At 39.6% G+C, this 24762-nt stretch carries 22 protein-coding genes, 1 tRNA gene and 1 pseudogene; 12 read left to right on the top strand and 12 right to left on the bottom strand.

All coding sequences use genetic code 11. The features are described from left to right. The first annotated feature begins 54 nt into the window (after positions 1–54). Positions 55–936, top strand: coding sequence for a helix-turn-helix domain-containing protein (locus tag C3945_RS03215; RefSeq protein ID WP_272928078.1), 882 nt, complete (start codon positions 55–57; stop codon positions 934–936). Between the two features lie 92 nt (positions 937–1028). Here C3945_RS03215 and wrbA read toward each other — a convergent pair whose 3' ends face one another. After that, on the bottom strand, positions 1029–1640 hold the full coding sequence (gene wrbA, locus C3945_RS03210) for an NAD(P)H:quinone oxidoreductase type IV (RefSeq protein ID WP_161878248.1): 612 nt from the start codon (positions 1638–1640) through the stop codon (positions 1029–1031). 156 nt (positions 1641–1796) lie between these two features. Continuing rightward, positions 1797–2213 (bottom strand): YtxH domain-containing protein, encoded by a 417-nt coding sequence (locus C3945_RS03205; protein WP_161878247.1) that lies wholly within the window; start codon positions 2211–2213, stop codon positions 1797–1799. A gap of 202 nt (positions 2214–2415) precedes the next feature. Between C3945_RS03205 and C3945_RS03200 the strand changes: the two genes are divergently transcribed. Next, entirely contained in the window at positions 2416–3330 is a 915-nt protein-coding gene (locus C3945_RS03200) for an NADP-dependent oxidoreductase (RefSeq protein ID WP_161878246.1), read from the top strand. An 83-nt stretch (positions 3331–3413) separates the two neighbouring features. Continuing rightward, positions 3414–4580: a hydroxymethylglutaryl-CoA synthase gene (locus C3945_RS03195; protein WP_161878245.1), complete on the top strand. Its 1167-nt coding sequence runs from the start codon at positions 3414–3416 to the stop codon at positions 4578–4580. 193 nt (positions 4581–4773) lie between these two features. On the opposite strand, the gene C3945_RS03190 is transcribed toward C3945_RS03195, so the two are convergent. The 3 genes from C3945_RS03190 to mscL form a co-directional block, all read right to left on the bottom strand. After that, positions 4774–5457: a DUF554 domain-containing protein gene (locus C3945_RS03190; RefSeq protein ID WP_161878244.1), complete on the bottom strand. Its 684-nt coding sequence runs from the start codon at positions 5455–5457 to the stop codon at positions 4774–4776. Positions 5458–5482: 25 nt separating this feature from the next. Further along, the gene (locus C3945_RS03185) at positions 5483–6403 is read right to left on the bottom strand and encodes a LysR family transcriptional regulator (RefSeq protein ID WP_161878243.1); all 921 of its coding nucleotides are present in this window, start codon (positions 6401–6403) and stop codon (positions 5483–5485) included. 176 nt (positions 6404–6579) lie between these two features. After that, complete coding sequence (gene mscL / locus C3945_RS03180) at positions 6580–7005, bottom strand: large-conductance mechanosensitive channel protein MscL (protein ID WP_161878242.1); 426 nt, start codon at positions 7003–7005, stop codon at positions 6580–6582. A 322-nt stretch (positions 7006–7327) separates the two neighbouring features. Here mscL and C3945_RS03175 point away from each other — a divergent pair, with 322 nt between their 5' ends. The 5 genes from C3945_RS03175 (at position 7328) to C3945_RS03155 (ending at position 12386) form a co-directional block, all read left to right on the top strand. Further along, positions 7328–8395, top strand: coding sequence for a phosphate/phosphite/phosphonate ABC transporter substrate-binding protein (locus C3945_RS03175; protein WP_161878241.1), 1068 nt, complete (start codon positions 7328–7330; stop codon positions 8393–8395). 90 nt (positions 8396–8485) lie between these two features. Beyond that, positions 8486–9265 carry a phosphonate ABC transporter ATP-binding protein gene (gene phnC / locus C3945_RS03170; protein WP_161878240.1) on the top strand — a complete coding sequence of 260 codons (780 nt, stop codon included), beginning with the start codon at positions 8486–8488 and terminating at the stop codon, positions 9263–9265. Positions 9266–9277: 12 nt separating this feature from the next. Continuing rightward, on the top strand, positions 9278–10105 hold the full coding sequence (phnE, locus tag C3945_RS03165) for a phosphonate ABC transporter, permease protein PhnE (protein ID WP_161878239.1): 828 nt from the start codon (positions 9278–9280) through the stop codon (positions 10103–10105). Positions 10106–10118: 13 nt separating this feature from the next. Then, a complete protein-coding gene (gene phnE, locus C3945_RS03160; protein ID WP_161878238.1) occupies positions 10119–10928 on the top strand; it encodes a phosphonate ABC transporter, permease protein PhnE in 810 nt (269 codons plus the stop codon). A gap of 141 nt (positions 10929–11069) precedes the next feature. Next, positions 11070–12386, top strand: coding sequence for an MATE family efflux transporter (locus tag C3945_RS03155; protein WP_161878237.1), 1317 nt, complete (start codon positions 11070–11072; stop codon positions 12384–12386). A gap of 266 nt (positions 12387–12652) precedes the next feature. Here the strand turns inward: C3945_RS03155 and C3945_RS03150 are convergent. Further along, positions 12653–13954 (bottom strand): annotated as a pseudogene (locus C3945_RS03150) (hydroxymethylglutaryl-CoA reductase, degradative); the annotation flags it as partial. Between the two features lie 128 nt (positions 13955–14082). On the opposite strand from C3945_RS03150, the gene C3945_RS03145 reads away from it, so the two are divergent. Next, positions 14083–14155 (top strand) — tRNA-Val (locus tag C3945_RS03145). A gap of 222 nt (positions 14156–14377) precedes the next feature. Further along, positions 14378–15709 (top strand): IS91 family transposase, encoded by a 1332-nt coding sequence (locus C3945_RS03140; protein ID WP_442862160.1) that lies wholly within the window; start codon positions 14378–14380, stop codon positions 15707–15709. A gap of 255 nt (positions 15710–15964) precedes the next feature. Here C3945_RS03140 and abc-f read toward each other — a convergent pair whose 3' ends face one another. Together abc-f and C3945_RS03130 are read right to left on the bottom strand one after the other, a co-directional pair. Further along, entirely contained in the window at positions 15965–17428 is a 1464-nt protein-coding gene (abc-f, locus tag C3945_RS03135; protein ID WP_161878235.1) for a ribosomal protection-like ABC-F family protein, read from the bottom strand. A 697-nt stretch (positions 17429–18125) separates the two neighbouring features. Further along, positions 18126–18581: a MarR family winged helix-turn-helix transcriptional regulator gene (locus tag C3945_RS03130; protein ID WP_161878234.1), complete on the bottom strand. Its 456-nt coding sequence runs from the start codon at positions 18579–18581 to the stop codon at positions 18126–18128. A 338-nt stretch (positions 18582–18919) separates the two neighbouring features. On the opposite strand from C3945_RS03130, the gene C3945_RS03125 reads away from it, so the two are divergent. Beyond that, positions 18920–20332 (top strand): IS4 family transposase, encoded by a 1413-nt coding sequence (locus C3945_RS03125; RefSeq protein ID WP_202623278.1) that lies wholly within the window; start codon positions 18920–18922, stop codon positions 20330–20332. Positions 20333–20527: 195 nt separating this feature from the next. Here the strand turns inward: C3945_RS03125 and C3945_RS03120 are convergent, their stop codons facing one another. Beyond that, on the bottom strand, positions 20528–20686 hold the full coding sequence (locus C3945_RS03120) for a hypothetical protein (RefSeq protein ID WP_161878233.1): 159 nt from the start codon (positions 20684–20686) through the stop codon (positions 20528–20530). 152 nt (positions 20687–20838) lie between these two features. On the opposite strand from C3945_RS03120, the gene C3945_RS03115 reads away from it, so the two are divergent. After that, a complete protein-coding gene (locus C3945_RS03115; RefSeq protein WP_161878232.1) occupies positions 20839–21333 on the top strand; it encodes a LapA family protein in 495 nt (164 codons plus the stop codon). Between the two features lie 69 nt (positions 21334–21402). Here the strand turns inward: C3945_RS03115 and C3945_RS03110 are convergent, their stop codons facing one another. The 3 genes from C3945_RS03110 to C3945_RS03100 all read right to left on the bottom strand — a co-directional run bounded on the left by C3945_RS03110 (position 21403) and on the right by C3945_RS03100 (position 24645). Further along, positions 21403–23565, bottom strand: coding sequence for a PTS transporter subunit IIABC (locus C3945_RS03110; RefSeq protein ID WP_161878231.1), 2163 nt, complete (start codon positions 23563–23565; stop codon positions 21403–21405). 333 nt (positions 23566–23898) lie between these two features. Continuing rightward, positions 23899–24141: a helix-turn-helix domain-containing protein gene (locus C3945_RS03105; protein WP_272928077.1), complete on the bottom strand. Its 243-nt coding sequence runs from the start codon at positions 24139–24141 to the stop codon at positions 23899–23901. Positions 24142–24288: 147 nt separating this feature from the next. Further along, positions 24289–24645, bottom strand: coding sequence for a hypothetical protein (locus C3945_RS03100; protein ID WP_161878230.1), 357 nt, complete (start codon positions 24643–24645; stop codon positions 24289–24291). Positions 24646–24762: the final 117 nt, after the last annotated feature.

The following is a 24762-nucleotide window of genomic DNA, read 5'->3' as shown; positions in this document are numbered from 1 at the left end:
TAATGTGGTGGTATAACTAAAATTATAATGGCAATATAATGAGAGGAATAGGGTATGCGATTAGGGGAGAAGATAAAAAAGAGGAGAAAAGAAATCAAGATGACTCAAGCTGAACTTGCTGAGGGGATTTGTACTCAAGCAATGATAAGTCGAATTGAAAAAAAGAAAGTTCGACCGAGCCGCGACTTAATCGAGAAAGTAGCTGAACGTCTTGACGTGTCAGTCCACTACTTCTACGGAGAAGATTCAGTCGACAGTCGGTATTCCAAGCTTGATCAATTGAATAAGATGATAAGAAAGCACATGGAAAGAAAAGAATACGACAGTGTCTCTTACTTAATGAAAGAGAATGAGACAGTGATTGCACAGTCGTCAGGTGAGCATAAGTATTTTTTTAATTGGATTGATGCGTTGCTGCTGTGTTACCAAGATGGGGATGAAGAAGAGTCACTCCTTCGATTGGTAGAAATTGAAAAGGGCGTTAAACACGGGGATTTACGTCTGGAAATTATTGACAGTATTGGTCAACTATATATGAGGAAAAAAGAATATCAAAAAGCAGAAACATACTATAAAGAAGGGGTACTATCCTTCACAGACTGGATGGATGTCAAAACCAAAGCCCTGTTGCTTTTGCATTACGTGATGTGTCTGTTCAACCAGCTTAAGTATGAGAAAAGCTTGGAAATTGTCTTTTCAGGCTTAGATTTATTAGTTAATCACGGTATGCTTTATTTATTAGGGGATTTTTTCTATTACAAAGGCCACTGCTTGGAGCACTTGTATCAACAAGAAGAAGCAATAGATGCCTATGAAAAAGCCTATACTCTATTTGATATTCAGCAAAACGAGAAGTTCACCCTTTTATTGAAAATTGCTCAAGCCAATTTAAAAAAGCAAACAAAAAAAGCAGATACATTTGAAGCGGAAAATTAAAAACACGAACACGTTAAAAAGAGACAGGTAAAAACCCATCTCTTCATAACGGTTCGTGTTTTTTTATCCAAAAAATGGTTGGTTAAAGTGAATTAGTCATTCCCTTTAACAATTCTTGACGCAATATCAAGTGTACGAGTCACTTGGTGCTCAACGGCAGTTCTAACGTCTTCAAGCATGTTACCGTCTTGGTCAACTGTTACAGAGGTACCATAAGGGTTTCCGCCTGCGCCAAATAATACTGGATCAGAGTAACCAGGTGCTGCAATAATCGCACCCCAGTGGAACATTTGAGTATAAAGAGAAAGGATCGTTGCTTCTTGTCCACCATGTGGGTTTTGTGCTGAAGACATTCCGCTGACAACTTTGTTTACCGTTGCTCCACTTGCCCACAATCCACCTTGAGAATCGATGAACTGTTTCAATTGAGAAGGAATGACACCAAAGCGTGATGGCATGCTGAATAATAAAGCATCTGCCCATGTGATATCATCAGACGTTGCTTCAGGAACGTCTTGTGTTTCATCATAGTGCTTTTTCCAAGCAGGGTTAGCTGCAATAGCTACTTCTGGAGCTAATTCAGGTACTTTTACTAAACGGACTTCTGCACCGTTTGCTTCAGCTTTTTCTTTCGCCCATTGAGCTAACGTGTAGTTTGTCCCTGTTGAACTGTAGTAAATAATGGCTAATTTGACTTTAGTCATAATCAATCGTCTCCCTTTGAATAGTTTTGATTCGTGTATCTCTATTTCGAGATACTTGCATTAATATAGTAACCTACATATGTAAGCATGTCAACCCTTTAGGGGTAAAGGCAAAAAACCCCCTAAAGACAGTGACGTCTTTAAGGGATAGTGTGGTTATACTGTTGATTCAGAACCGCTTGACTGGTCTTCTGAAGAGTCATCACTTTTACGCATCTTTGAAGAAGCGCCTTCAACTTCACTTGCTACATCTAGGTACGCATCTTCTGCAGTGTGTTTCACTTCGTCTTTAAGATTCATTGCGTCTTTTCTGATCTCATCGGAAGCATGATGCAACTGGTCACGTAATTCTGAAGCTGTTTTTGTTAACGTGATTTTGATGTTTTCAGTTGCTTCTCCTGCTGTCTGATACATTTCACCGGACTTCTCTTTTGCTTTACCCGCATAGTGTGAAGCTGATTTTTTTGAATCATCAAACTTCTTAGATAAATCCTCGCGAGTGTCTTTCCCACTCTTTGGTGCAAATAACACGCCTAGTGCTGCACCGATTAATACGCCTTTAATAAATCCCATGTTGGTTTCCTCCTCATTAATGAATGAATGTCGTTGCTTTCTCTATTATAGAACACTTTTCTAGAATTTGAAAAGAGAATAGCTTACAGACTTTATTTCAAGCGGATTTTCTCATCAAAAAGAGAAAAGCATATGAGAAAGTAATTACCTCAGTACTGTGATACCATATAATTGAAGGTCAATCTGGTAAGGAGGCGAGAATGTGAAGGCAATAGTGATTGAAGAGTTTGGAACGGTTGATCAATTAGTGATGACAGAAATAGACAGACCCGTGCTTAAAGATAATCGACTGTTGGTTGAGGTTCATGCAACATCAGTTAACCCGGTTGATACGAAACGCAGAAAAGGCTTATTTGGTGGAACATTACCTATGATTGTTGGCGGCGACGTAGCTGGTGTCGTTGTAGAAGTCGGTTCACAAGTGACCGGTTTTACAGTTGGCGACCGAATCATGGCCAACGGCGCCCGCACCTATGCTGAAATCGTGTCGGTTAATCCTGATCGGGCAGTTAAACTAGCTGATCACGTTTCTTTTGAAGAAACTGCGGCAATTCCATTAGCTGGGCAAACAGCCTATGAAGCCATTATTAAAAGAGGTCAGGTGTCCGAAGGTGATCGTGTTCTCATTCATGCAGGAGCCGGGGGAGTCGGATCTCTAGCTATTCAACTGGCAAAAATACAAGGAGCCTATGTATCAGCGACAGCTGGGCCGGACAATCAAGAATTATTAAAGATGCTTGGAGTCGATCACCCGATTAATTATAGAGAAAAAGAGTTTGCGAAAGAACTCTCCGACATCGATTTCGTTTTGGATACGCTCGGAGGAGATGTTTTAAAACAAAGCGTTTCGGTATTGAAAGAGAAGGGTCACCTGTTATCTATTGCAGAAGAACCTGATCAAAAACGTGCTGAAGAAAAACAGATAAATGCTGACTTCTTCTCCATGAGTCCGACGAGAGAAGGACTAGAAGCATTGAATCGCTGGTTAACCGATGGAAAGTTAAAACCAATTCTGTCAAAAGTCGTTCCTTTTACAGAAGAAGGAGTAAGGGACGCTCATGAATTAAGTGAAACAGGACATGTGAGAGGGAAAATCATTATAAAAATAAAAGAATGAGATGATTCTTAACTCTTTTTTAAACATGCTCATTTATACTGAAGTAGAATCAGAAGAGACTAAATGCTTAGGAGGACTAGCGATTGGATATTGGAATAGATAAAATAGGTTTTTACACGCCTAATGTATATGTAGATATGGAAAAATTAGCAGAAGCTAGAGGTGTCGATCCTGCGAAATACACGATAGGTATTGGCCAAGAAAAAATGGCGGTTGCTCCTCTTCATCAAGATGCAGTCAGCATGGCAGCTAATGCCGCACTATCCATCTTAGATGAAGAAGACAAACAAGCGATCGATTTTGTTCTTTTTGGAACAGAATCAGGCGTTGACCACTCGAAATCAGGGGCCGTATGGGTCCATCAATTAACAGGCATTCAAAAAGGTGCTAGAAGCATAGAATTAAAACAAGCTTGCTACGGGGCATCAGCGGGAATCAAAATGGCAATGGGCCACATTGCATTAAATCCAGAAAGTAAAGTATTGGTTTTAGGTACGGATATTGCTAAGTACGGCTTACACACTGGCGGAGAACCAACTCAAGGAGCAGGAGCTGTAGCCATTCTCTTGTCTCAAAACCCGCGCATTCTTTCATTAGATAACGACAGTGCGGCCTTAACAAAAGACATTTCGGATTTCTGGCGCCCTCTTTATTCAGATTACGCCTTTGTAGACGGAAAGTTCTCAAATCAAGCTTACCTTGAATTCTTAAGTGATGTATGGGGAATTTATAAAGAGAAAACAAATCGCGACTTAAGAGATTTTGAAGCGATGTGCTTCCACGTCCCTTATACAAAAATGGGTAAAAAAGCGATTATGGTTTTAACTGAAGACGCTGACGAAGCCGATACAGAGCGTTTGATGAGTTATTACCAAGACAGTGTTTACTATAATAAGCAAGTTGGAAATATTTACACTGGTTCGCTTTACTTGAGCTTGTTGTCTCTTTTAGAACAAGGAAAAGAATTGGAAGCTGGCGCACGAATTGGTCTGTTTAGTTACGGATCAGGCGCAGTTGGCGAATTCTTCAGCGGTACGTTGAAAGAAGGCTACAAGTCACAGGTTAGAACAGAAGCTCATGAAGCGTTACTAGAAAGCAGAACTGAGTTGAGCATTTCAGAATATGAAGAGATACTAGAATTGGCCTTGCCAAAAGACGGCACAGACATCGACATCGATCATAAAGAAGTCAAAGAAGGCACCATCTATTTAGCAGCCGTTAAGTCCCACATTCGAGAGTATGTCAATTAAATAATAGTTAAAAAGAAGCGGCTAAACATGTCGCTTCTTTTTTTGTGCCTGTGTATTCTCTATACTCGTCAGAAAAAGACAGGTGAGTCTATAGATAAAGGTCGGTTATCTCTATACTCAAGAGAAGAATATAGTTGAGTCATGCAATAAAACCCCACCGGATAAACATACTCTGGGGTAGGGTTTTGGTCAGTTAATATAAAAAGAAAAATAATATAGGGATAAATAAAGCAGGGACAAAGTTCATGACTTTTATTTTAGCGGCATCCAACATGTGCAAACCTAGTGCGACAATTAATAAAGAGCCAATAGCATTCATGTCTTGAATCATCACGTCAGTCAAAATTAAATCTAAGCCGCCAGCAAATAAGGTGATAGCTCCTTGGTAAATAAAGACCAATATGCCAGAAAATATGACCCCTACACCGAGACTGGAGGCCAATATAATACTTGTAATGCCATCCATCACTGCTTTGGTGAATAAAATCTCATGATTACCTGACAAGCCACTTTCCAAGGATCCGACAATAGACATGGCACCAACAGCCATAATTAAACTACCCATGACAAAACCTTTAGATAAGGAAGCTCCCTCTTTTTTACTAGGGTAGCGGCTTTCTAAGGCATTGCCTAGACGAATAATGTTGTCATCTAAATCTATCCACTCACCGACTGCGGTTCCGATAACCATGGATAAAATGATCACAATGGTATTCCCACCCGAATAGAGTCCGGTTACCCCTATATAAATGGCGCTCAATGCCAATGCTTTCATGATCGCTTCTTCTATTTTAACGGGGGTGCCTTTATTGACAACTAGGCCAATCGTTCCGCCTGTTAAAATAGCTAGCGCGTTAACAATCACTCCCAAAAACATATGACGACTCCTTTACAAATCATATTTAGTTTGAAGTCTCACTATAGAAAGACACCGTGTTTGCTTGTTGCCATTGTTTAATGACATACTTTATGAACTCATCCAAGCCAGGTGAAAGGGATACCGTCTTGTGTGTTACTTTCCATAAAGAAGAAAATCCGGATAGTTCAGCCGGCAATGTATGGACAGTTAACTCATCGAGTACCTCTGGCGAAAAAGAGTGGACAATGGCTGGTGTAGCAATAGTCAGAGCGTTTTCCGTACGGAGCATTCTGATTAAGGCATTGATATTGTTGGTTCTCAAAAGAATGGTTGATGCATAATCGTAAGAGAACGTTTCAGATAAAAACTTATCAATTCCTGGCTCGTTATAGAGCGCCAAAGGGAATTTGCTCATCCATCCTTCTATGTCATCACAATCCATTTCTGGAGCGCATTTAGAGGTAATAAAGACGATAGCCTCTTGTCCTATGTGCTCCCAATTCAATGTCGGATCTTTAACCGGGTCATTAGAAAGTAAAAACCCTACTTGTGCTTGTTTGGAATTGACTCGTTTAATTGACTCTTCTGCGCTGCCTTCAATAATTTGCCAATGGATCGGTTCGTCTATTGTATCATTAAAATAATCTAGTATAGAGTCCGTGATACCTGGGGTAGTGGCAATACTAATAATCTCTTTTCCAGATAACTGATGCCGTTGAACCGCTTTTTCCAATAAGTGAATCTCTTTTAAAATCGATTCAAGATAAGGAATGACTTTATGACCGTCTTTACTCAAGGACACACGCTTATTACTTCGAATAAACAATTGACAGTTGAGTTCCTTTTCTAAGCGCTTAATGGAAATACTAATAGCTGAAACAGTAATATTGTTTTTTTCTGCTGCTTTAGTGAATGACCCTAAATGATGAACATCCACGGTGTATTGAATTTGTTCAATTTGCATAACATCCTCCTGAATACTGCTAAAAAACGAGTATAATTTGTGTATTACTTAATAATATAATAGAAAACGAGAAAGCGCAATCAAGTAGTGAGTAATACGGTGCATAAAGATACAATCTTTGTTAAATATAAAAACACGACCCGCTGTATACAAGAAGGTCGTGTTTTATCACTCGATTAATACTCTTCCGATTTGTCCAATTGATTCAACTCTTCAGACGGAAGAGTAGCAGATTTAGCAAGTAGATCCCGAATGTCTTCTAAATAGTGTTCAACTGTGGGGGCTTCCACTTCGACCTCAGGCTCGGTCTCTTTTCTGCGGAGCACTGTATTTAAAGCTTTAATAATAATAAACAGCACCAATGCAATAATAAGAAAATCAATGACAGCTTGTAAGAAAGCTCCATAAGTAAGAGTAGCCGTACCGATTTGCACACTTAAATCTGATATATTGGCGTTTCCTGATACAGCAACGATAATAGGGGTAATAATGTGTTCGACTAGAGCAGTAACGATAGCAGTGAAGGCAGTTCCCATCACAATACCAACGGCTAATTCAATCACATTTCCTCGCATAATAAATTCTTTAAATTCTTTAATCATATAATAAATCCTCTCTACTTTAATTTTTATATATTCATTATATAACAAATACACTTGTGGGAGAAGAAAATGAACATTTACACTATCTTTACATAAAGTCAATGAAAATCCAACATACTAGAGGGTATACTTGTAACTGGTTCCACATCAAGGGGTGTAAGGGATTGAGTTTAATGTTCGTGTTTTCAACTGTTTATTAAATAAAATGACAAAAAAAGAATAGACAGGTCTAATGACGAATGTTATTATCGTTAATAGAGTTAAAGTTACATAATTTTTGAGTGCACGACTGTGTGCTTGAACATAATTAGGAGGAGTTACGTTGTCGAAAAAATGGTTTAAAGGATTAGGAATTGCTTTTGCTTCTGTATTGGTGCTAGCCGCTTGTGGAGATGGTGATGCAGGTTCAGATGATGCAACCGATAGTGGAACAGCAGATGGCGAAATGATACAGATTGATGAGTTATCCGTAGGGTTTGTGCCTTCACGAGATCCCGACGAAATTGTCACAGCAACTGAACCTTTAGAACAATTGTTAATTGATGAATTAGCTAATCATGGCTATGACGTTGGCACGGTCGACATTTCTGTCGGAACGAGTTATGAAGCTGTCGGAGAAGCGATGTCCGCTGGAACATTAGACGTTGGATTTATTCCAGGCGGAACCTATGTCTTATATGACGACTCAGCAGAAGTTATATTAACCGCTACTCGAGCTGGATTGAATAACGATTCAGAAGACCCAGCAGACTGGAATGCCAACAAACCAACGGAACCAACCGATGATCAAGTAACTTACTATCGTTCACTAATTATTGCTGGACCGTCAGCAAAAGGACAAGAATTAGCTGATAAAGTAAACAATGGAGAAGAATTGACGTGGGAAGATTTGGACTCTGCTTCGTGGAGTGTGATGAATTCATCTTCTTCTGCAGGATACATTTATCCAACGATTTGGCTTCAAGACCGTTTCGGCAAGTCTTTAACTGATCTAAGCCAGATTGTACAAGCAGACTCTTATGCCAACTCCTTTGCCCGCTTAGCTTCAGAACAAGTCGACTTGGTTGTTGCTTTCGCAGATGCTCGTCGTGACTACGAAGATATTTGGGAAAGTGAATATGGCCGCGATGCAAGCATCTGGGATGAAACAAACGTAGTCGGCGTGACTCCAGGTATTTATAACGACACCATCAGTGTGAGTATGGCTTCAGATGTGGTAGACGATGCACTGAGAGATGTTTTACAAGAAGCATTTATGAACATTGCAGAAACGGAAGAAGGACAAGAGGTTATTTCTATCTACAATCACGAAGGCTATGAGCCAGCAACAAGTGCCGATTATGATGTAGAAAGAGAAGCCCAACAAATCCTACGTGATGCATCGAATTAATTTGTTAGTTTAAAATGAAAAGCTGGGAGCTAAACTCTCCCGGCTTTCTTTATGTAGTCAAGCTAGAGCTGAGAAAGGAAAGCAGAAAGAATGATTGAATTTAAACAGGTCAATAAAACTTATCCGAATGGTGTCACCGCCTTAAAAAATATCAATTTAAGCATTGAACAAGGTGAATTTGTTGCGATTATTGGTTTATCCGGAGCCGGAAAATCAACGCTTATCAGATGCATCAACCGTATGCATGACATTAACGATGGAGAATTAAATGTCAACGGAGTGAATGTCAGTAAATTAAGAGGCAAACAAATCAGAGCATTTCGTCGTAAAGTAGGGATGATCTTCCAGTCCTTTAACTTGGTCACTCGAACCAGTGTCTTGAATAATGTGTTGATTTCAGCTGTGCCTGATTTGGCATGGTGGAGAAAATTATTGGGTCTTTTCCCAGAGCAACATAAAGTAGATGCTTTAGAAGCACTGGATAAAGTGGGGATTTTAGACAAAGCTTATAACCGAGTAGATCAATTATCAGGTGGGCAACAGCAACGGGTAGCCCTTGCTCGAACACTCGCTCAAAACCCGGATATTATTTTGGCGGATGAGCCGGTCGCATCACTAGACCCAGTTACAGCTAAAGTCGTCATGGATGACTTTAAACGAATTAATAAAGAAACCAATATGTCTATTTTACTTAATATTCACCACGTCGAGTTGGCTTTAGAATATGCTGATCGAGTGGTTGGCATTCGCAAAGGGGAAATCGTCTTTGACGGCAAAGCAACTGACGTCACTCAAAAAGAGTTGGATATGATTTATGGTAGTCCAGAGAATGTACCTAGTATGGATGACCCAGAAGAAGCCGATGTGTAAGGAGAGAGAATCATGAAATTAACTTGGTATGACAAAGTATTTAAACCAAAAACCTATACCTTGTCAAATGGAAAAGAAGTGAAGCAACGCGCCTCTCGCACGCCGATTGTGCTAGTGGTTGTCTTGCTTGTCACGATTATTTCCTTTGAGGTAACTGGTGTCGATTTATCTCTATTAAGAACGAGAGGCCATCAGTTCTTTGTTATCTTATTGGCTATGTTTCCGCCAAATGCAGATTTTTTCAGCAGTATATGGGGACCTTTGTTTGATACGATTCAAATGTCTCTGCTTGGATCAATTCTTGGCGCAGTGCTGGCTATCCCGTTAGCATTACTTTCGTCAAGTAATATCATTCGCAATGTCTTCATCAACGGCCTGTTCAAGTTCTTTTTAAGTGTTTTGAGAACTTTGCCTACTATCGTCATGGCTTTAATTGCGACTTTCCTTTTTGGCTTAGGAACAATGGCTGGAACGGTGGCAATCTTCCTCTTTACTCTTTCATACATCGGAAAACTAATGTATGAACACATCGAAAACGTGGACATGGGCGCATTTGAAGCACACGAATCCATGGGCTTAACCAAAGTAGAAGCCTTCCGTTATGCGATTGTTCCGGAAATTTTACCGACTTATCTATCTGTTTCCCTGTATGCTTTTGAAGGAAACATTCGTCACGCTTCTATTTTAGGGTACGTTGGAGCAGGCGGGGTCGGCTTGCTGCTAGACGAGCGCTTGTCATGGCGAGATTACCCTAGTGTAGGGATGGTTTTATTAACCTTGATGCTCGTTGTGTTTGTCATTGAACGCATCAGTGAATACTTCAGAATGAAATTGACGTAAAGGAGAGTATAAAATGAATGAATCGATCCAACTTCAATTGGAAAAAGCACCTAACCGCAAAGCTTATTTATCAACGATTGCCCTGATTTTGCTTGCTCTTCTTGTATGGTCTGTATACGGAGTGAACTTAAGCGGGTTCGATCAGCGTGGAACACAAATTGCGTCCAACATTATTAGAGGAATCATTAATCCGGACCTCGACTTTTTATTTAACCTGACTTCTGCAGGTGTGCCTTACTTATTATTTGAAACCATGGCCATTGCCTTTTTAGGAACGATATTCGGATCATTTTTAGCGATTCCAATTTCGTTCTTGATGTCACCAAGTGTCGTCAGTGCACCTGTCGCTTATGTGACGCGACTCATTGTTATTTTCATTCGGACCATTCCCTCATTGGTTTATGGTCTCATGTTTATCCGAGTATCCGGACCAGGTCCTTATGCAGGGGTACTAACGATGTCTCTGACCTCGATTGGGATGATTTCCAGACTCTACGTGGATGTGATAGAGAATTTAGACAGAGGCGTTTTAGAAGCCATGACGTCTATGGGGTGTACCACCTTTGAAAAAATCAGGTACGGTATTTTACCGCAACTATTCTCAAGTTTCTTATCAACAACTATTTACCGCTACGATATGAATTTACGTGATGCCTCTATCCTTGGTTTAGTAGGAGCCGGGGGGATTGGAGCACCTTTAATCTTTGCAATGAATTCATACCGGTGGAGTGAAGTCGGGTCCATTTTAATTGGACTGGTCGTCTTGATTCTAATCGTTGAACTCTTCTCCAATAGATTACGCTCTAGACTGGTTAAAGGGTAAGTATACTATATAGAAGATCCTTTTCTTCATTGCCGCTTCTGTGCAATAGGGAAAAGGGTCTTTTTGCGAGAAGAGGTTTGACTAATCGGGTTCCATTCAGTAAAGTGGTTTAGAGTTTAATCGTTAGTATGGAGGATTATTATGAGGCAAAGCACGAAATCATTTATAAAGTATGTGAGTTTAAATATGCTCGGCATGTTGGGGTTATCCATTTATATTTTGGCAGATACCTTATTTATTGCCCAAGACCTTGGAGAAGCGGGCATAGCAGCTCTTAATTTAAGTATCCCTGCCTTTGGAGTCATGCAAGGGATTGGCTTAATGCTAGGACTTGGTGGAGCGACTCGTTTTCGCATCTTACTGTCTCAACAAAATAAAGAACAAGCGAAACGAGTGTATTCACAAACGCTTCTTTTCGCCATATTACTCAGTTTAGTTTTTGTCTTGTTAGGATTGGTAGCCTCCAATCAGTTGGCATGGTTATCCGGTGCAGACGCAGAGACGTTTTCCAATACGGCCATTTATCTAAGAACGATTCTGACCTTTGCACCATTCTTCATTTTGAATAGTGTGTTGCAGTCATTTGTCAGAAACAATGGAGATCCGTCTTTATCCATGGCAGCGATGGTTGTAGGAAGTTTATTAAATATTCTCTTGGATTATGTCTTCATGTTTCTCCTGGGAATGGGAATGTTTGGGGCCGCCTTGGCGACCAGTATTGCGCCAATTATCAGTATCTCCATCTTGTCCATTCATTACTTTAAACCGTACAACCAGTTAAAGTTGACCTTACAAGCTTTTCAGAGTCGAGTGTTAAAAGATGTGATGTATTTAGGTTCCACAGCCTTTATCAATGAAGTAGCTGCGGCATTCGTTATCTTTACTTTCAATATCATTATTTTTTCTTTGGAAGGAAATGCTGGACTTGCGGCTTACGGCATCATCGCAAACATAGGATTTGTGGTGTTGTCACTCTTTACCGGTATAGCCCAAGGAACCCAGCCCCTGCTTTCAGAAAGTTACGGCTACAACGATTTAAAACAAATGAAACAAGTCTTGAAGCTCTCCCTTTTGACGTCTGGCTTGTTAAGTATCCTTGTGTATACGACTACGGTCCTCTTTACAGATGAAATTATTTCCGCCTTTAATACAGAACAAAGTGAACATGTCGCTCAAATGGCGGCGATTGGCCTGCTTATTTATTTCTTTGGCTTCTTTTTCGCAGGCATGAATACGGTACTGACTACTTACTTCAGTGCTACCGATCAGCCTAGACGCGCTTTGTTTTTCTCCCTTTTAAGAGGAGGCATCATTATCCTGCCTCTAGTCGTAGTGTTGAGCCGATTGTTTGGAATGACCGGTGTCTGGCTATCCTTTGTCCTCACCGAGTTGATTGTATTGGTCATTATTGTGTGGCGAATGAATCCGAATAAACGGATAAAGAGTAGGAAACTTTGAAATGAGATTCTTATTTTGAGTGGCTTAAGTAGGGACGATTGTGTTAACTGCCCACTCGCAAGGGTTTGGCATCTGAGTGGTCAGTTAACTGGATTTAACTGCCCACTCGCAAGGGTTTGAGCATCTGAGTGGTCAATTAACTGGGCTTAACTGCCCACTCGCAAGGGTTTGAGTATCTGAGTCGTCAATTAACCTACTAAAAAAATGAACGGCCATTATCGAAGAAGAGAAGAAGCTCTCACTTTCAATGATGGTCGTTCGTTTTACTATTTATCTAGATTGTTTAATATGTCTTTAGCTGCGGCTAAATTCTTATGAGGTGCTTCTTTTAATCGATCAGCAACCCGTTGGACTTGTTCGCCTTTAGCACCGGCACTAATCGCAAGGGAACGGGCATGCAGTCCCATATGACCTTTTTGAATTCCTTCCGTTACTAAGGCTCTGACAGCTGCAAAGTTTTGAGCCAATCCAACGGAGGCTAAGACACTCTCCAACTGTTTAGCTGTTGGATGGCCTAATATGGCGTGTGCTAGCTTTGCGCCAGGGTGGATACCAATTGATCCACCTACTGTTCCGATGGGAAGAGGGAGCGTTAATGTACCGACCAAGTCACCAGCTTCATTCTTGGTCCATTTGGTGAGCGAGCGGTATTGCCCCGACCGTGAAGCATAAGCATGAACGCCAGCTTCAACAGCTCGCCAGTCGTTTCCAGTTGCGACAACGACTGCATCAACTCCGTTCATAATGCCTTTGTTATGAGTCACCGCACGGTAAGGATCCACGGTCGCAATTTGGGTCGCTTCAATGATGCGGTCCCTTACTACGTCACCAGAAAATTGAGGCGTGCTTAATTTACTAACAGGAATCGTGCATGTTGAAGTAGCTAAACATTCTGTCGAGTAATTAGAAAGAATGCGCAATAAAGCTGTTCCGCGGGTTAATTCTTCTATATAAGGAGCAATGCCTTCCATCAACGTGTTAATAATATTGGCACCCATCGCTTCTTTCGTATCAACATGAAGGTGAACAGACAAGAAAGTAGGTGAGTCCGAATCGTCTTCTGATAATAGGCGGACGTCCATATTCTTCGCTCCACCGCCTCGCTTAACAATGGAGGGGTGAGCTTCGTTTGCTCGACTTAAAATGGCTTCTTTGTGCGATAGGACTGTTTCAGCTGCAGCAGGCAAATCATCGATGCCTTTCAACGTGACTTGACCAATCATCAAGCGGTCGGACACGGCAGTCGTAAACCCGCCAGACGACGCAATAATTTTAGCCGCAAAACTGGCGGCCGCAATCACGGAAGGTTCCTCAATTGCCATAGGCACAACCATTTCTTGCTCATCGATAATGAAATTCATGGCCACTCCAAAAGGAAGGGAGTAGTTGGCGAGGTAATTTTCAATCATATGATCGCCCGTTTCTTTAGATAGATCAAGCTGATCACGTCTCAAATTCTCCGCATCTTCCGCATTAATCACTCCAGCAGCTTCCAAAGCATTAATCTTTTCTAAATGACTCTTTTTGTAAAATTTAGCTAATTGACTCGTATCCATTTCACTCGTTCCTTCCTGTTTCTCTCTCCTCTATTATGACGGATTAGAGGAGAAAAGAAAAGGAAGACCTGAATAAGCCAATATGATGTTTACAAAAGAAGATTAGTCTAGTATACTATTAAAGGAAACACCCCATTAACGGTTCCTTAGCTCAGTTGGGAGAGCACTACCTCGACAAGGTAGGGGTCGCTGGTTCGAGCCCAGTAGGGACCATTGCACTACATTAACGTCTTGTGTACTAAAGGTTTTTTAGGTTTGGTTTTACGTACGTTTTTACTCATATTGAAAGATTTGCCCCTTAAATGGGGCTTTTTTTATCGTATAGGAAAGTATAAGATTTTAATGTGGATAAGAGTTGACGTGACAAGGATAGTTTGGGTACAGTGAAACTATATTAAACGGTAAAGGTTTGATTATATGAAAGATAAACTTCGTATTCATATGGATCAACTAAAAGCAATCTTCCTTGATAATCACAATTGGGAAAGATTCAAAAAGAAACATAAGAAAAAGATTCGGCCAATCGTTATTAGAGAGGTAGAAAAGTTTTTGCACTGTGGCGATTTATCGAATGGTTTTCGCGTGTTTAAATGCGAAGCTTGTCCTAACGTGCAGAGATTCCCTATTCGATGCAAGGGAAAGTTTTGTCCAACCTGTGCGGTTGGTGAAGCACAAAAGTGGGCAGAGGTTCAAGCAAACGATATGTATCACACCATGCATAGACATGTCATCCTAACAATAGATGAAGGGTTGCGTCCGATTTTCGCGCATCATCAGTATCGAGAAACTTTGTTAAAGGGATTGATGGATGAAGCCGCTAAGGTTGTCACAAACTGTTTTCGTAAACAAGAAGCTGGGGCTATCGTCGCTTTGCATACCTTCGGATCAAAGTTAGAATTCAATCCGCATGTCCATCTTTTAGTAACGATGGGTGGCATTACAAAAGATGGGAAATGGGAAGAGTATAATTTTTTACCCTTTGTAAAATTACGCAAGGTTTGGCAGACAGTGGTTTTAAAATTGATTCGACGCACATTGTCGCAACGAGCGAAAGCGAAAGTGCAACCCTTGCTTCAAGCTGCCTTCAAAAATAATCCGGACGGATTCTACATCCATGCGCCAAATCAAAGTCGAACAGATGTAAAAGCTACTCTAAGCTACATTGGTCGGTATATGAAGCGAGGACCAATCGCCTTACATCGCATAAAAATGTATGATGGAGAGCTTGTGGCCTTTGCTTATCAAGATAAGCGTGATGGCGAGTGGAAGATAGAAGAACTTTCTGTAGAGGATTTTATTGGACGATTGATTCGTCATATTCCCGATGACCAATTTAAAATGATTCGTCACTATGGCATCTATTCTCGTCGAACAAAGAAGGTCATGAAAAAAGTCGTTGAACATTTCCAAAAAGAGATAAAACGATTATTGATAAATGCACAAAAGATAATAAAAGGAAAAAAGTGGCGAGAGCAAATAAAAGAAACCTTTGATAGGGATCCATTGGAATGTTCGGAATGCGGGAACTACTTAGAGTTCAGAGGGATAGCTGTGCGCAAAAACGGAAGTTTAGAAGTGGCATATGCGAACGATAAAGAAGCACACCAATATATACGACGGGAGATTGATAAAATTGAATCAAGGGCGTATAAAGTTAAGAAAAAAGAAGCAACGAGAGAAGCTATTAAGGAATATGGGTTCAGTTGGGACGCACTCGCAAAAGCAATCGAAAGAAAACAACATAGCATTTATCTGCCAGAAGTGTAAAGTAACAGAAAAAATACCAAAAGATGTCGTCAAACAATTAGATTTTATGGATAGTGGAGATCCGATGGATCCCCCACGATTCAGTTGCGAACAATGTGATGGTTCAATGGTCCCTTTGTATTATGAAGGGTTACAAGGAATCACTTATGACAATAGGCACCTCAAAAGAAAAAGCTAAGTGGGAACTAAAAGGGCTCGGGCTTTGCCCGAGCTTTTTTTAATTTTATTCAGACAATAATTGTTTACATTCTCACTTTATTTTAAATACAGCTTCTGGTCATTAATTTCCCATACTTGGTCCGCTACTCTATCCACGAAGTATTTATCATGAGAGGTAAAAAACACGGTGCCTTTATAATCTCTCAATAAATGTTCTAGTGCCTCGATTGTCGAGAGATCGATAAAATTGGTTGGTTCATCAAGCACGATGATGTTGCTCGGATCAGTAAACAGCTTGGCAATCGCCAGACGAGTAGCTTCTCCCCCACTCAAGTTCGACACAGCTCGATCTGTATCTGACTGATCGAAACCTAAATTATTCAATACGGCCCGAACGAGTGGTTCTGAATACTCGGACTCGTACAGTAGATAATCCAATATACCTGTTGACTCTGCCAACTTATAGTCCATTTGTCTATACACAGCAAAGCGCACTTTTGGAGACAAACGAACCCCTTCTTCCTTGTTGAGTATATGAGAGAGCAGGCTCGACTTGCCAGCTCCGTTATGCCCGGTAATTGCAATACGTTTTCCTCGTTCGAACTGAGCATCTACTTCTTCTAACAGTATCTGATCCCCTCTGATAATCGTGACGTTTTCAAGCATCACTGGGTAGGGGTTATGAATTTCCACCGTTTTAACTTCAGGAAACTGAATCGTTCTCTGTACAGCAGGCAAGTCGACGTCCTCGATTTGTTCCATTCGCTTTTCAATCGATTTAGCCGTCTTATGCGCCGCTTTCTGAACGGTATCTTTCTGTTTGGAAGAAGACAGGCGGCTCGGCCTTATATTCCTGTTTTTCTGCTTGTGACTGACTTTGCTCATCTTCTGAGCTTGTTCATGCTTCTTTTTAACAGCCAATTCCAGTCGAGCTTTTTCTTTTCGAACAGCTTCCTGTTTCCGTTCAGCTTCTAATTTATTCTGTGCTTTCTGCTCCACGTATTCTGTATAGTTTCCCGGATAAACGGCAACTGTTCCATCTTTCACTTCCCAAATTGTTTCAACAACTTGATCAAGAAAATACCGGTCGTGACTGACAATTAAAAGCGTGCCGTAATAGTAAGTCAGTTCGTCTATCAGAAACTGGATGCCTTCTGAATCCAAATGAGTCGTTGGTTCATCCATCAGCATCCCCAGTGTATAACGGGAGAACAATCTGGCCAGTCTGGCGCGCGTTCTTTCCCCTCCACTGAAGACATCTGTACTATACTTTGGCACGTTCAGTCTGGACAGCATCTCAGGATCAACTTGGTCTCTAAAGAGTCCAGTTTCCTCTTCGATCTGGCTGTAAAATTGAAAATCAGTCAACATTCTGACTTGACCTTTATCCGGTTCAATGGACTGGTTGATAAGCTTCAGCAACGTACTCTTCCCTTGCCCGTTATCCCCTACTATACCGATCCTTTCATTTTGATATACTTTCAAATCATCTATGGAAAGAATCGTTTTTCCGTTGTATGACTTTTCAATATTTTTTAACTCTAATACTAGTTCTTGCATTTGTGAACACTCCTTTATTACAGGCCGTGTTCTATATATCAGAGGAAGCATCCTCGCTATTTTATTGCAAAACAAAAAGAGATAGACCTGCTATCTCTTCGACAAATAAGCTTTTCCGTTGTGGAATAAAATGGACGGACTGCTCCCTTGTTTCTGTCATATAAACAGGACCTTGAATAGTTATTTAATTAACGATTCAAAGCCACAAGTCGCAATCTCATCGAAGCCATTTTCATTCCTCCCTTTTTTTGGTGACCTAATCATAACATGTCTATCTTGATGACTCAACTGTACTAACATTATTTATATTCTTAAATTACTTTGTTCTACTCAGACGAAGAACTTCCTTTAATCGACTCATTCTCATATTCACAATAGTTTTAAGACATCATCTATATAAAAAGTCAGCTGTTATGTGAGCATAAGGAAAAGGGTATTTAGCTATTATAATCGCATGTAATCATTATATCCCTGCTCGTCCTATTCCCTTTTAAACTTGGTAATAAGTACTAGTTAAAACAACTATTATACTCTTTTTAATATTTTCTCTTTCATTACATCTGCTAACATCAACTTGCCTATCAGAAAAAATAGTATACCTATACTTTCTATATAAAATGAAATGGTCACTACAACACCTATATTAATTAATGTAGATATAATCCACTTTTTCAATCTCATTCATCCTTTCAATTCATTATTTCATTTCGCTTTCTTCAGACTCTTCTAACGCTTTTTGTACATTGAGCATAAATTTATCTATCAATTCATTAATAAGTTTTTTTTCATAATCTGTAAAATTCTCTGATAGCTTTTTTTTAAGCATCTCTTGACGATTTATAGCTTCTTCGATAATCGGATGGGCTTCGGAGCGTATCGTTAAGTGTACTTTTCTTCTATCGTTTTCCTCCCTTTGGGTAGATACATAACCATTTTCTTGTAGATGATCCAGTGCTTTTGAAATGTGAGATTTAGAAAAAAATCGATATTTGACCATATCTTTAGCTGTATCAAGCGTGGGGTTATAGTGTAAGAAAAGAAGAATGTCAATTTCAATTTTAGGCATGTCAAATTTCTCACATACCACTTGTATATATTTGTCATGTAGTTTGCGAAGATAGTGCCCATTTAATAATAAGTTAGTTCGATCCATTGAATTACTCCTTTTTGAAATTAGTTTACTACAGAACAGTTTTATTTTGAACTAATTATAAGATTTAAAATTTACTGTGTCAAGTTAATCATCCATTATAAAATGAACCCCGCATTCTTTTTTTATAATAGGGTCGCAAATAATTTATAAATTGAGTACTATGAATTTCAAATTTATTCATTTAGATTAAATACTCAAGTTTCGCACCCTTAAGAACTCCGTTCTATCCTTTACATTATAAGGATTATTTAGATTAATCAGCTTAAAAGTAAAGAAAAAGACAGCTCTCTTTGGTAAAATGTGAGTACCACTACCAACATTCCAAGGAGAGTTGTCTTATGGCTAACATTTTACCAAATAATTCAGAAAAAAACGAGTTTTATTCGAGTATTGATCACTTTATCAAACAATTCACAGTCGGAACCCTGTTAAATCGGTCCAATATCAAAAAAGAAGAAGGAGTAAGTGTGACCGCTATCGTTACCTTCTTATTTACTGTTGCCTTTCATGGTGGAAAAAGTATGAATCAATTAGTGAATGATTCTGAAAGACAGCCGGGATTTGGAAAAGATACAGTGAATCGATTCTTGAAGAATGAACGATTCAATTGGCGAACCTTCCTGCTATTACTATCTGAAAAAGTGATTGCGACGTTAATCCCTTATGTCCAAGAGGACAATGAACGGGTACTTATTCTGGATGATTCCATGTTTAGCCGTAATCGAAGCAAAAAAGTCGAGTTGTTAGCTAAAAACTATGATCATGCGAGCGGAAAATATATGAAAGGCTTTCGTATGTTGACTCTAGGTTGGAGTGATGGTCTCACCTTTATTCCGTTGGCAAAATCTTTTCTCAGCTCCAAAAAGAAAGCCAATCGCTTAAGTGAAGCAGATGAGCGAGTAGACAAACGGACCGTTGGATATAAACGCCGTCAAGAAGCTCAAAAGAAAGCAACAGAAACAATGTTTGATTTACTAAATGCTCTACCTTTAAACCGTTTAAAGGCAAGCACGATTCTCTTTGATAGCTGGTTTGGTCACGCTGCAGTCATTAAGCAAGTTGTAACAGACTATCCCTTACAGGTCATCTGCATGATCAAACCCATGCGTGCAACCTACGGCTATCAAGGACAGCGCTATACCCTTAAAGAGCTCTATGCCCATTTGAAGAAAAAACGGGGACGCGCCATTATCAAAGCAGAAGCTATCGTTAGCCTTGGGCTAAATGATAAGGGTGATGAGATTCATGCCAAAATTATATTTGTTAAAAACCGAAATAGTAAAGGTAAGCGTAATTGGTTAGCGTTACTTTCTACCGACACTGAACTGGAAAATGAAGAAATTATTCGTTTATATGGCAAACGGTGGGACATTGAAACGTTCTTTAAATACTGTAAATCCTACCTGCAGCTCGGAAAAGAAGTATACGGACGAAAGTATGATATCATGATCGCTCACACTACTATTGTCTTTATGCGCTATATATTCTTCGCCCTTGCTTCACGAAATGAACAGGATCCACGAACGATCGGAGATCTGTTTTATATGGAATGCGATGAACTCGAAAATATTCGCTTCACAAAATCCCTCTCTCTTTTATTGCATGCGTTAAAAGAGCTGTTAGAAGGTGAATTTGTACTATCTGAACAACAGGTGACGAAGGTGCTGGATCAATTAATTGAGACATTACCGACTTCATTTAAAGAAATTTTATCTGGAAACCAGCCCAATCAGGCATACAGCACTGTTTGATCTCGTTGATTAACCTTAAGCCGATAGGCTTTCCAAGGTCTGATTAGGGTGCGAAACTTGAGTTAAATATAAATTTAGCCACTGATACCCATCAAAAAACCCTCCGAACTGTGGATTCACCACTTATCTGAGGGTTTTTAGATAGACTTACTTGTATATTCTATTTTATTTTATAATCTAAATTAAAAAAATCGATTACTTCTGATTGTCACCCAAATCGATTATTTCAAAATTATGAAAGCTTTCCTGACCAGTATTATAGAATATGGCTTCCTCGGTTGTAATCAGCCTGTCCGTGAGCTGACCGAGTGCTACTTGCTGAACGTCTGATCCGTCCAACTCACTCATATACATGCCATTATCTTGGTGTTTTGTTCTGTCTTTAATAAGTTATTGGTAACGTGATGCATGCGTTTCATGCGTATCAGTATCTATTTCTATAGTTAAGATTTATAATTAATTTGTAAAACATTTGCAATTCATTATAATTCTTGGAGGAGTATGAAATGATAATAGTAGCGATAGTTTTATTGTTATTAGTGGGTGTCGTAGCATTTTTAAATATGGAAATGGTCATGCTTGATCTTTATTTAACGAGCTTTGATATTCCATTATGGTTGGTGATTGTCGGTACACTGTTGTTAGGTATGGTTATAGCCGGGCTGTTAGCAAGTACTGTAATTGCGCGTAACAAAGAAGCTTTAAGAGATAAAGATAAAGAAATGGAACGTGCTGAGGCAGAAAGAAGAGAATCGGTTGACAAAGTGAGAAAAGACGCAGATACTCAAATCGAACTACAGAAAAAAGAAGCTGAAATCCAACGACTAAATGCAAAATTAGCTTCAAACCAAGATAGAAATAGAAACGTACCGGAGAATGAAACTAGGGTAGAAGTACCTGATGATGGTCAAACTAGGGTGGAAGTGTCCGAAGATAATTATACCAGAGTAGAAGTACCAGAAGAAAACCATCGTGGTAAAACAAGAATTAAGTCAAGATAAAAACAGCTTGTGGTCAGCAGACCAAAAAAGAAGACCCCCAAAAATTGGGAGTCTTCTTTTTCAATTCGCTTAAGGAATTAATTCGAGTAGTTCGTCAGAATGTGAGATTGACTCACTGTTCGTTGGCTTAACTTCTTTATATTCCGCAGTGTTGGTTACGATAATCATGGTTGTTGTATCGTAGCCTTTTGATTTGATAAAGTCTAAGTCTGCTTCGATGAGTAAGTCACCTGCTGAGATCTTGTCGCCTTTTTTAACATGGCTGACAAATCCTTCTCCAGCAAGTTCGACAGTGTCTAACCCAACGTGAATCAACAATTCGCTTCCATTCTCGCTCGTTAAACCGACAGCGTGGTTGGAATCCATCATGACTGTTACGTCCCCGTTGATTGGTGCGTAAACTTTTCCGTCAGAAGGTAAGATGGCAATACCCTCTCCCATCATTTTAGAACTAAACACGTTATCGTTAACTTTCTCTAATGTCACCACTTGACCAGTCATTGGAGACACAACGATTTCACCGTTCATTTCAACAATGTCATCGGAAGAATCAGCGATGGTATCGACTGAAGCCGTTTCTTGAACAGCTTCAACTTCTTGAGTTGTTTCGTTTCCGCTGTCAGGGTTTGCTTTTAAGAAATCATTTAAATCTCCAGCAATGCCTTCAACTTTTGTTCCGTAAATCACTTGAACAGATTGACCGCTTGCCATGATACCAGCAGCCCCTGTTTGACGAAGAAGGCCTTCGTTCACTTTGCTGCCATCTTTTACTGTTACACGTAAACGTGTCGCACAGTTAGTGAATGTATCAATGTTATTCGATCCACCAAGACCTCTAGTGATCTGGTAAGATAACTCGTCTTCTTTTGATAAACCAGAAGATTTAGCTGATATACCAATACCATGTTTCTCACGGTATTCATTTTTAGAACGCAATTCAACCGGTGCATCTTCTTCTGTTCCAGGTGTTTTCAAGTTAAATTTCTTAATGCTGAAACGGAAGATGAGGTAGTATAAAACGGCCCAAATAATAATCGGTAAAATCAAACTAGTCCAGTTTGTACGGTCATTACCTGGTAAGATACCATAGATAATAAAGTCAATTAAACCACCAGAGAATGTAAAGCCAACGCCAGCGCCTAACCATTCAACCATAATAACAGACAAACCTGCTAAGATGGAGTGCACACCATAGAATAGGAATGGTGAAGCGAATAATACAGTAAACTCGATTGGTTCAGTAATTCCTGTAATGATAGAGGTAATAGATGAACCAAATAGTAATCCTTTGACGTCATCTTTTTTATCTTTGCGAGCAGCGTGGTACATAGCTAAAGCGGCTGCTGGCCAACCACCAATCATTAGTGGGAATTGGAAAGAGAAATATTTAGCAAATTCAGGTGCGACGGCTTCACCAGCAGCAATTTGAGCGAAGACAATGTTCTGTGCGCCGTGAACCATTTGACCAGCGATTTCTGCTGATCCACCTAATGCCGTTTGCCAGAATGGCAAGTAGAACACGTGGTGTAACCCAAATGGAATTAACGCTCTGTAAATGAATCCGTAGAAGAATGACCCAATCGCTCCAGACTCAACAATTAAACCGCCTAGTGCTGCGATACCCGCACCAACGTATGGCCAGACGAACGCGAATAAGAATCCGACAACGGTACCAGCAACTGTGGAAATAATAGGAATAAAGTGAGTCCCTTGGAAGAAGGACAAAGCGTCTATGAATTTCACACGGTAGAATTTGTTATGTAAATACACAACAACTAATCCAATAATAATCCCGCCGAAAACACCGGTATTAAGCGTTTCTTCAAAACTTAATACGCTGCCAATCAATCCATCGATGTTTCTTAAACTATCCATATCTCTAAAGTGATGAATTGAACTCGTAATAGAAGCATACATGGTAAAGTATCCAACGACTGAAGATAGCGCAGCGACTTCTTTACGGTCTTTAGCTAACCCAAAAGCTACAGAGATAGCAAATAAGAGAGCCAGGTTTCCGAAGATAACATCTCCGACATCTGTCATGACGCTTAAAATACCATTTAAAAATGTGCCTTGGCCCATAAGCGCTTCTAAGCCGTATTGCACAATAAATGCATCATTTGTTAAAGCAGAACCTAATCCAAGGAACAATCCTGCTACTGGAAGAAGTGCTATCGGTAGCATAAATGTTCTTCCCAGTGTTTGTAACTTATTGAATAATTGATTATTCAATGTAAATCCCTCCATCTTTCTATAATTGTTTAAACTAAACGACGACGAGCTGGCTTTTATCCTTAGTGATTATCTATGTAACCGGTCTCTTACAAGACGTAAATGTAAAGAAAAAGGTTTCGTAATCTTCACTTTTGCAAGAACACGATTAATCAATGAAAATGAACCAACATTATATAAGGTACACTACTAAATAACTTAAATCAATTAGAAAGCGATTATAGTTTTCACAGATGGAGACAACAAGCGTTATCATTTGCTTAATGACACACTATTGAGAAACACCATCATCCATGTGGTTCGCCTAATAAGAGATTTCAACCACATGGATGTTTATATAGTGTTAATGGATAATAATAAACATACCCAATGAGTTGTATTGGATGTTCGAACGTCAGAAGGCAATTGGCCATATTCTTCTTTGAACTTCTTATAAAAGAAGGTTTTATTTAAAATCCCAACCATTTGGTGAATGGAACTGATGGGGAGTTCGGTTGTCTGGAGAAGCAACTTGGCTTTCATCGGCCGTTTTTTCGTGACCAACCCTGTAAAGGTGTCCCCGCTTTTTTTAATCACATTGGCAGTTAAGAGAAACAGCCTCTAGACGTCGAATGAAATTCACGTTTAGAGGCTGTTTTTTCTATTTAAAAGTTAATCCAGATCTTTTTTATCTCTTCTTTTATCGATTATGGCTTTAACTATATATAGAATAGCTCCGGACAACTACATGATTCCAAACAAAAGGTTAAGTCCTCGCATCGTTAATTTACCCTCTGATAGAAGAGGCGAAGAGAGAGAGGTAACGAGATAAAGAAGGCTAGATAATAAGAACAAGGGAATAATCAAAGCAGGCGTTTCATTTTTATGAAAATAGGCCCCTTTATATATGGACATAATAAAAGAGTAGAAGACTGCGATGCTAAGTAAAAATAAATATTCTGCTTCTTTTGTCTCGGCCCATTGAATACTCCAAATACTACTCATAGAGAAATTAAAAGCGGATAATACCACAACGATTAAAAAGGAATGAAAGCCGTATTTATAGCGCAATAATTTCTGATACTCATCATAAGGGTTCATGTTAGTCCGACTCCTTTTTATCTCTTTTTTGATCAATATGGATAGGTTACACTTAGCTAGACAGAAAAGATAAGGTGTGTGATAATACGTAAGCAATCACACAGGAGGAATCATATC

The sequence above is a fragment of the Alkalibacterium sp. MB6 genome (assembly GCF_009935905.1).
Classification (GTDB): Bacteria; Bacillota; Bacilli; order Lactobacillales; family Carnobacteriaceae_A; genus Alkalibacterium.
This window is presented reverse-complemented; position numbering and strand designations above follow the sequence as displayed.

What these genes read in the sequence shown, in the direction of transcription:
- C3945_RS03130 (WP_161878234.1), bottom strand. Translation starts at nt 18,581, where the DNA reads ATGGATCGAACTAACTTATTATTAAATGGGCACTATCTTCGCAAACTA.
- C3945_RS03205 (WP_161878247.1), bottom strand. Translation starts at nt 2,213, where the DNA reads ATGGGATTTATTAAAGGCGTATTAATCGGTGCAGCACTAGGCGTGTTA.
- C3945_RS03120 (WP_161878233.1), bottom strand. Translation starts at nt 20,686, where the DNA reads ATGTATATGAGTGAGTTGGACGGATCAGACGTTCAGCAAGTAGCACTC.
- wrbA (WP_161878248.1), bottom strand. Translation starts at nt 1,640, where the DNA reads ATGACTAAAGTCAAATTAGCCATTATTTACTACAGTTCAACAGGGACA.
- C3945_RS03190 (WP_161878244.1), bottom strand. Translation starts at nt 5,457, where the DNA reads ATGTTTTTGGGAGTGATTGTTAACGCGCTAGCTATTTTAACAGGCGGA.
- C3945_RS03185 (WP_161878243.1), bottom strand. Translation starts at nt 6,403, where the DNA reads ATGCAAATTGAACAAATTCAATACACCGTGGATGTTCATCATTTAGGG.
- C3945_RS03125 (WP_202623278.1), top strand. Translation starts at nt 18,920, where the DNA reads ATGGCTAACATTTTACCAAATAATTCAGAAAAAAACGAGTTTTATTCG.
- C3945_RS03100 (WP_161878230.1), bottom strand. Translation starts at nt 24,645, where the DNA reads ATGAACCCTTATGATGAGTATCAGAAATTATTGCGCTATAAATACGGC.
- C3945_RS03215 (WP_272928078.1), top strand. Translation starts at nt 55, where the DNA reads ATGCGATTAGGGGAGAAGATAAAAAAGAGGAGAAAAGAAATCAAGATG.
- C3945_RS03155 (WP_161878237.1), top strand. Translation starts at nt 11,070, where the DNA reads ATGAGGCAAAGCACGAAATCATTTATAAAGTATGTGAGTTTAAATATG.
- mscL (WP_161878242.1), bottom strand. Translation starts at nt 7,005, where the DNA reads ATGATTAAAGAATTTAAAGAATTTATTATGCGAGGAAATGTGATTGAA.
- phnE (WP_161878239.1), top strand. Translation starts at nt 9,278, where the DNA reads ATGAAATTAACTTGGTATGACAAAGTATTTAAACCAAAAACCTATACC.
- phnC (WP_161878240.1), top strand. Translation starts at nt 8,486, where the DNA reads ATGATTGAATTTAAACAGGTCAATAAAACTTATCCGAATGGTGTCACC.
- phnE (WP_161878238.1), top strand. Translation starts at nt 10,119, where the DNA reads ATGAATGAATCGATCCAACTTCAATTGGAAAAAGCACCTAACCGCAAA.
- C3945_RS03115 (WP_161878232.1), top strand. Translation starts at nt 20,839, where the DNA reads ATGATAATAGTAGCGATAGTTTTATTGTTATTAGTGGGTGTCGTAGCA.
- abc-f (WP_161878235.1), bottom strand. Translation starts at nt 17,428, where the DNA reads ATGCAAGAACTAGTATTAGAGTTAAAAAATATTGAAAAGTCATACAAC.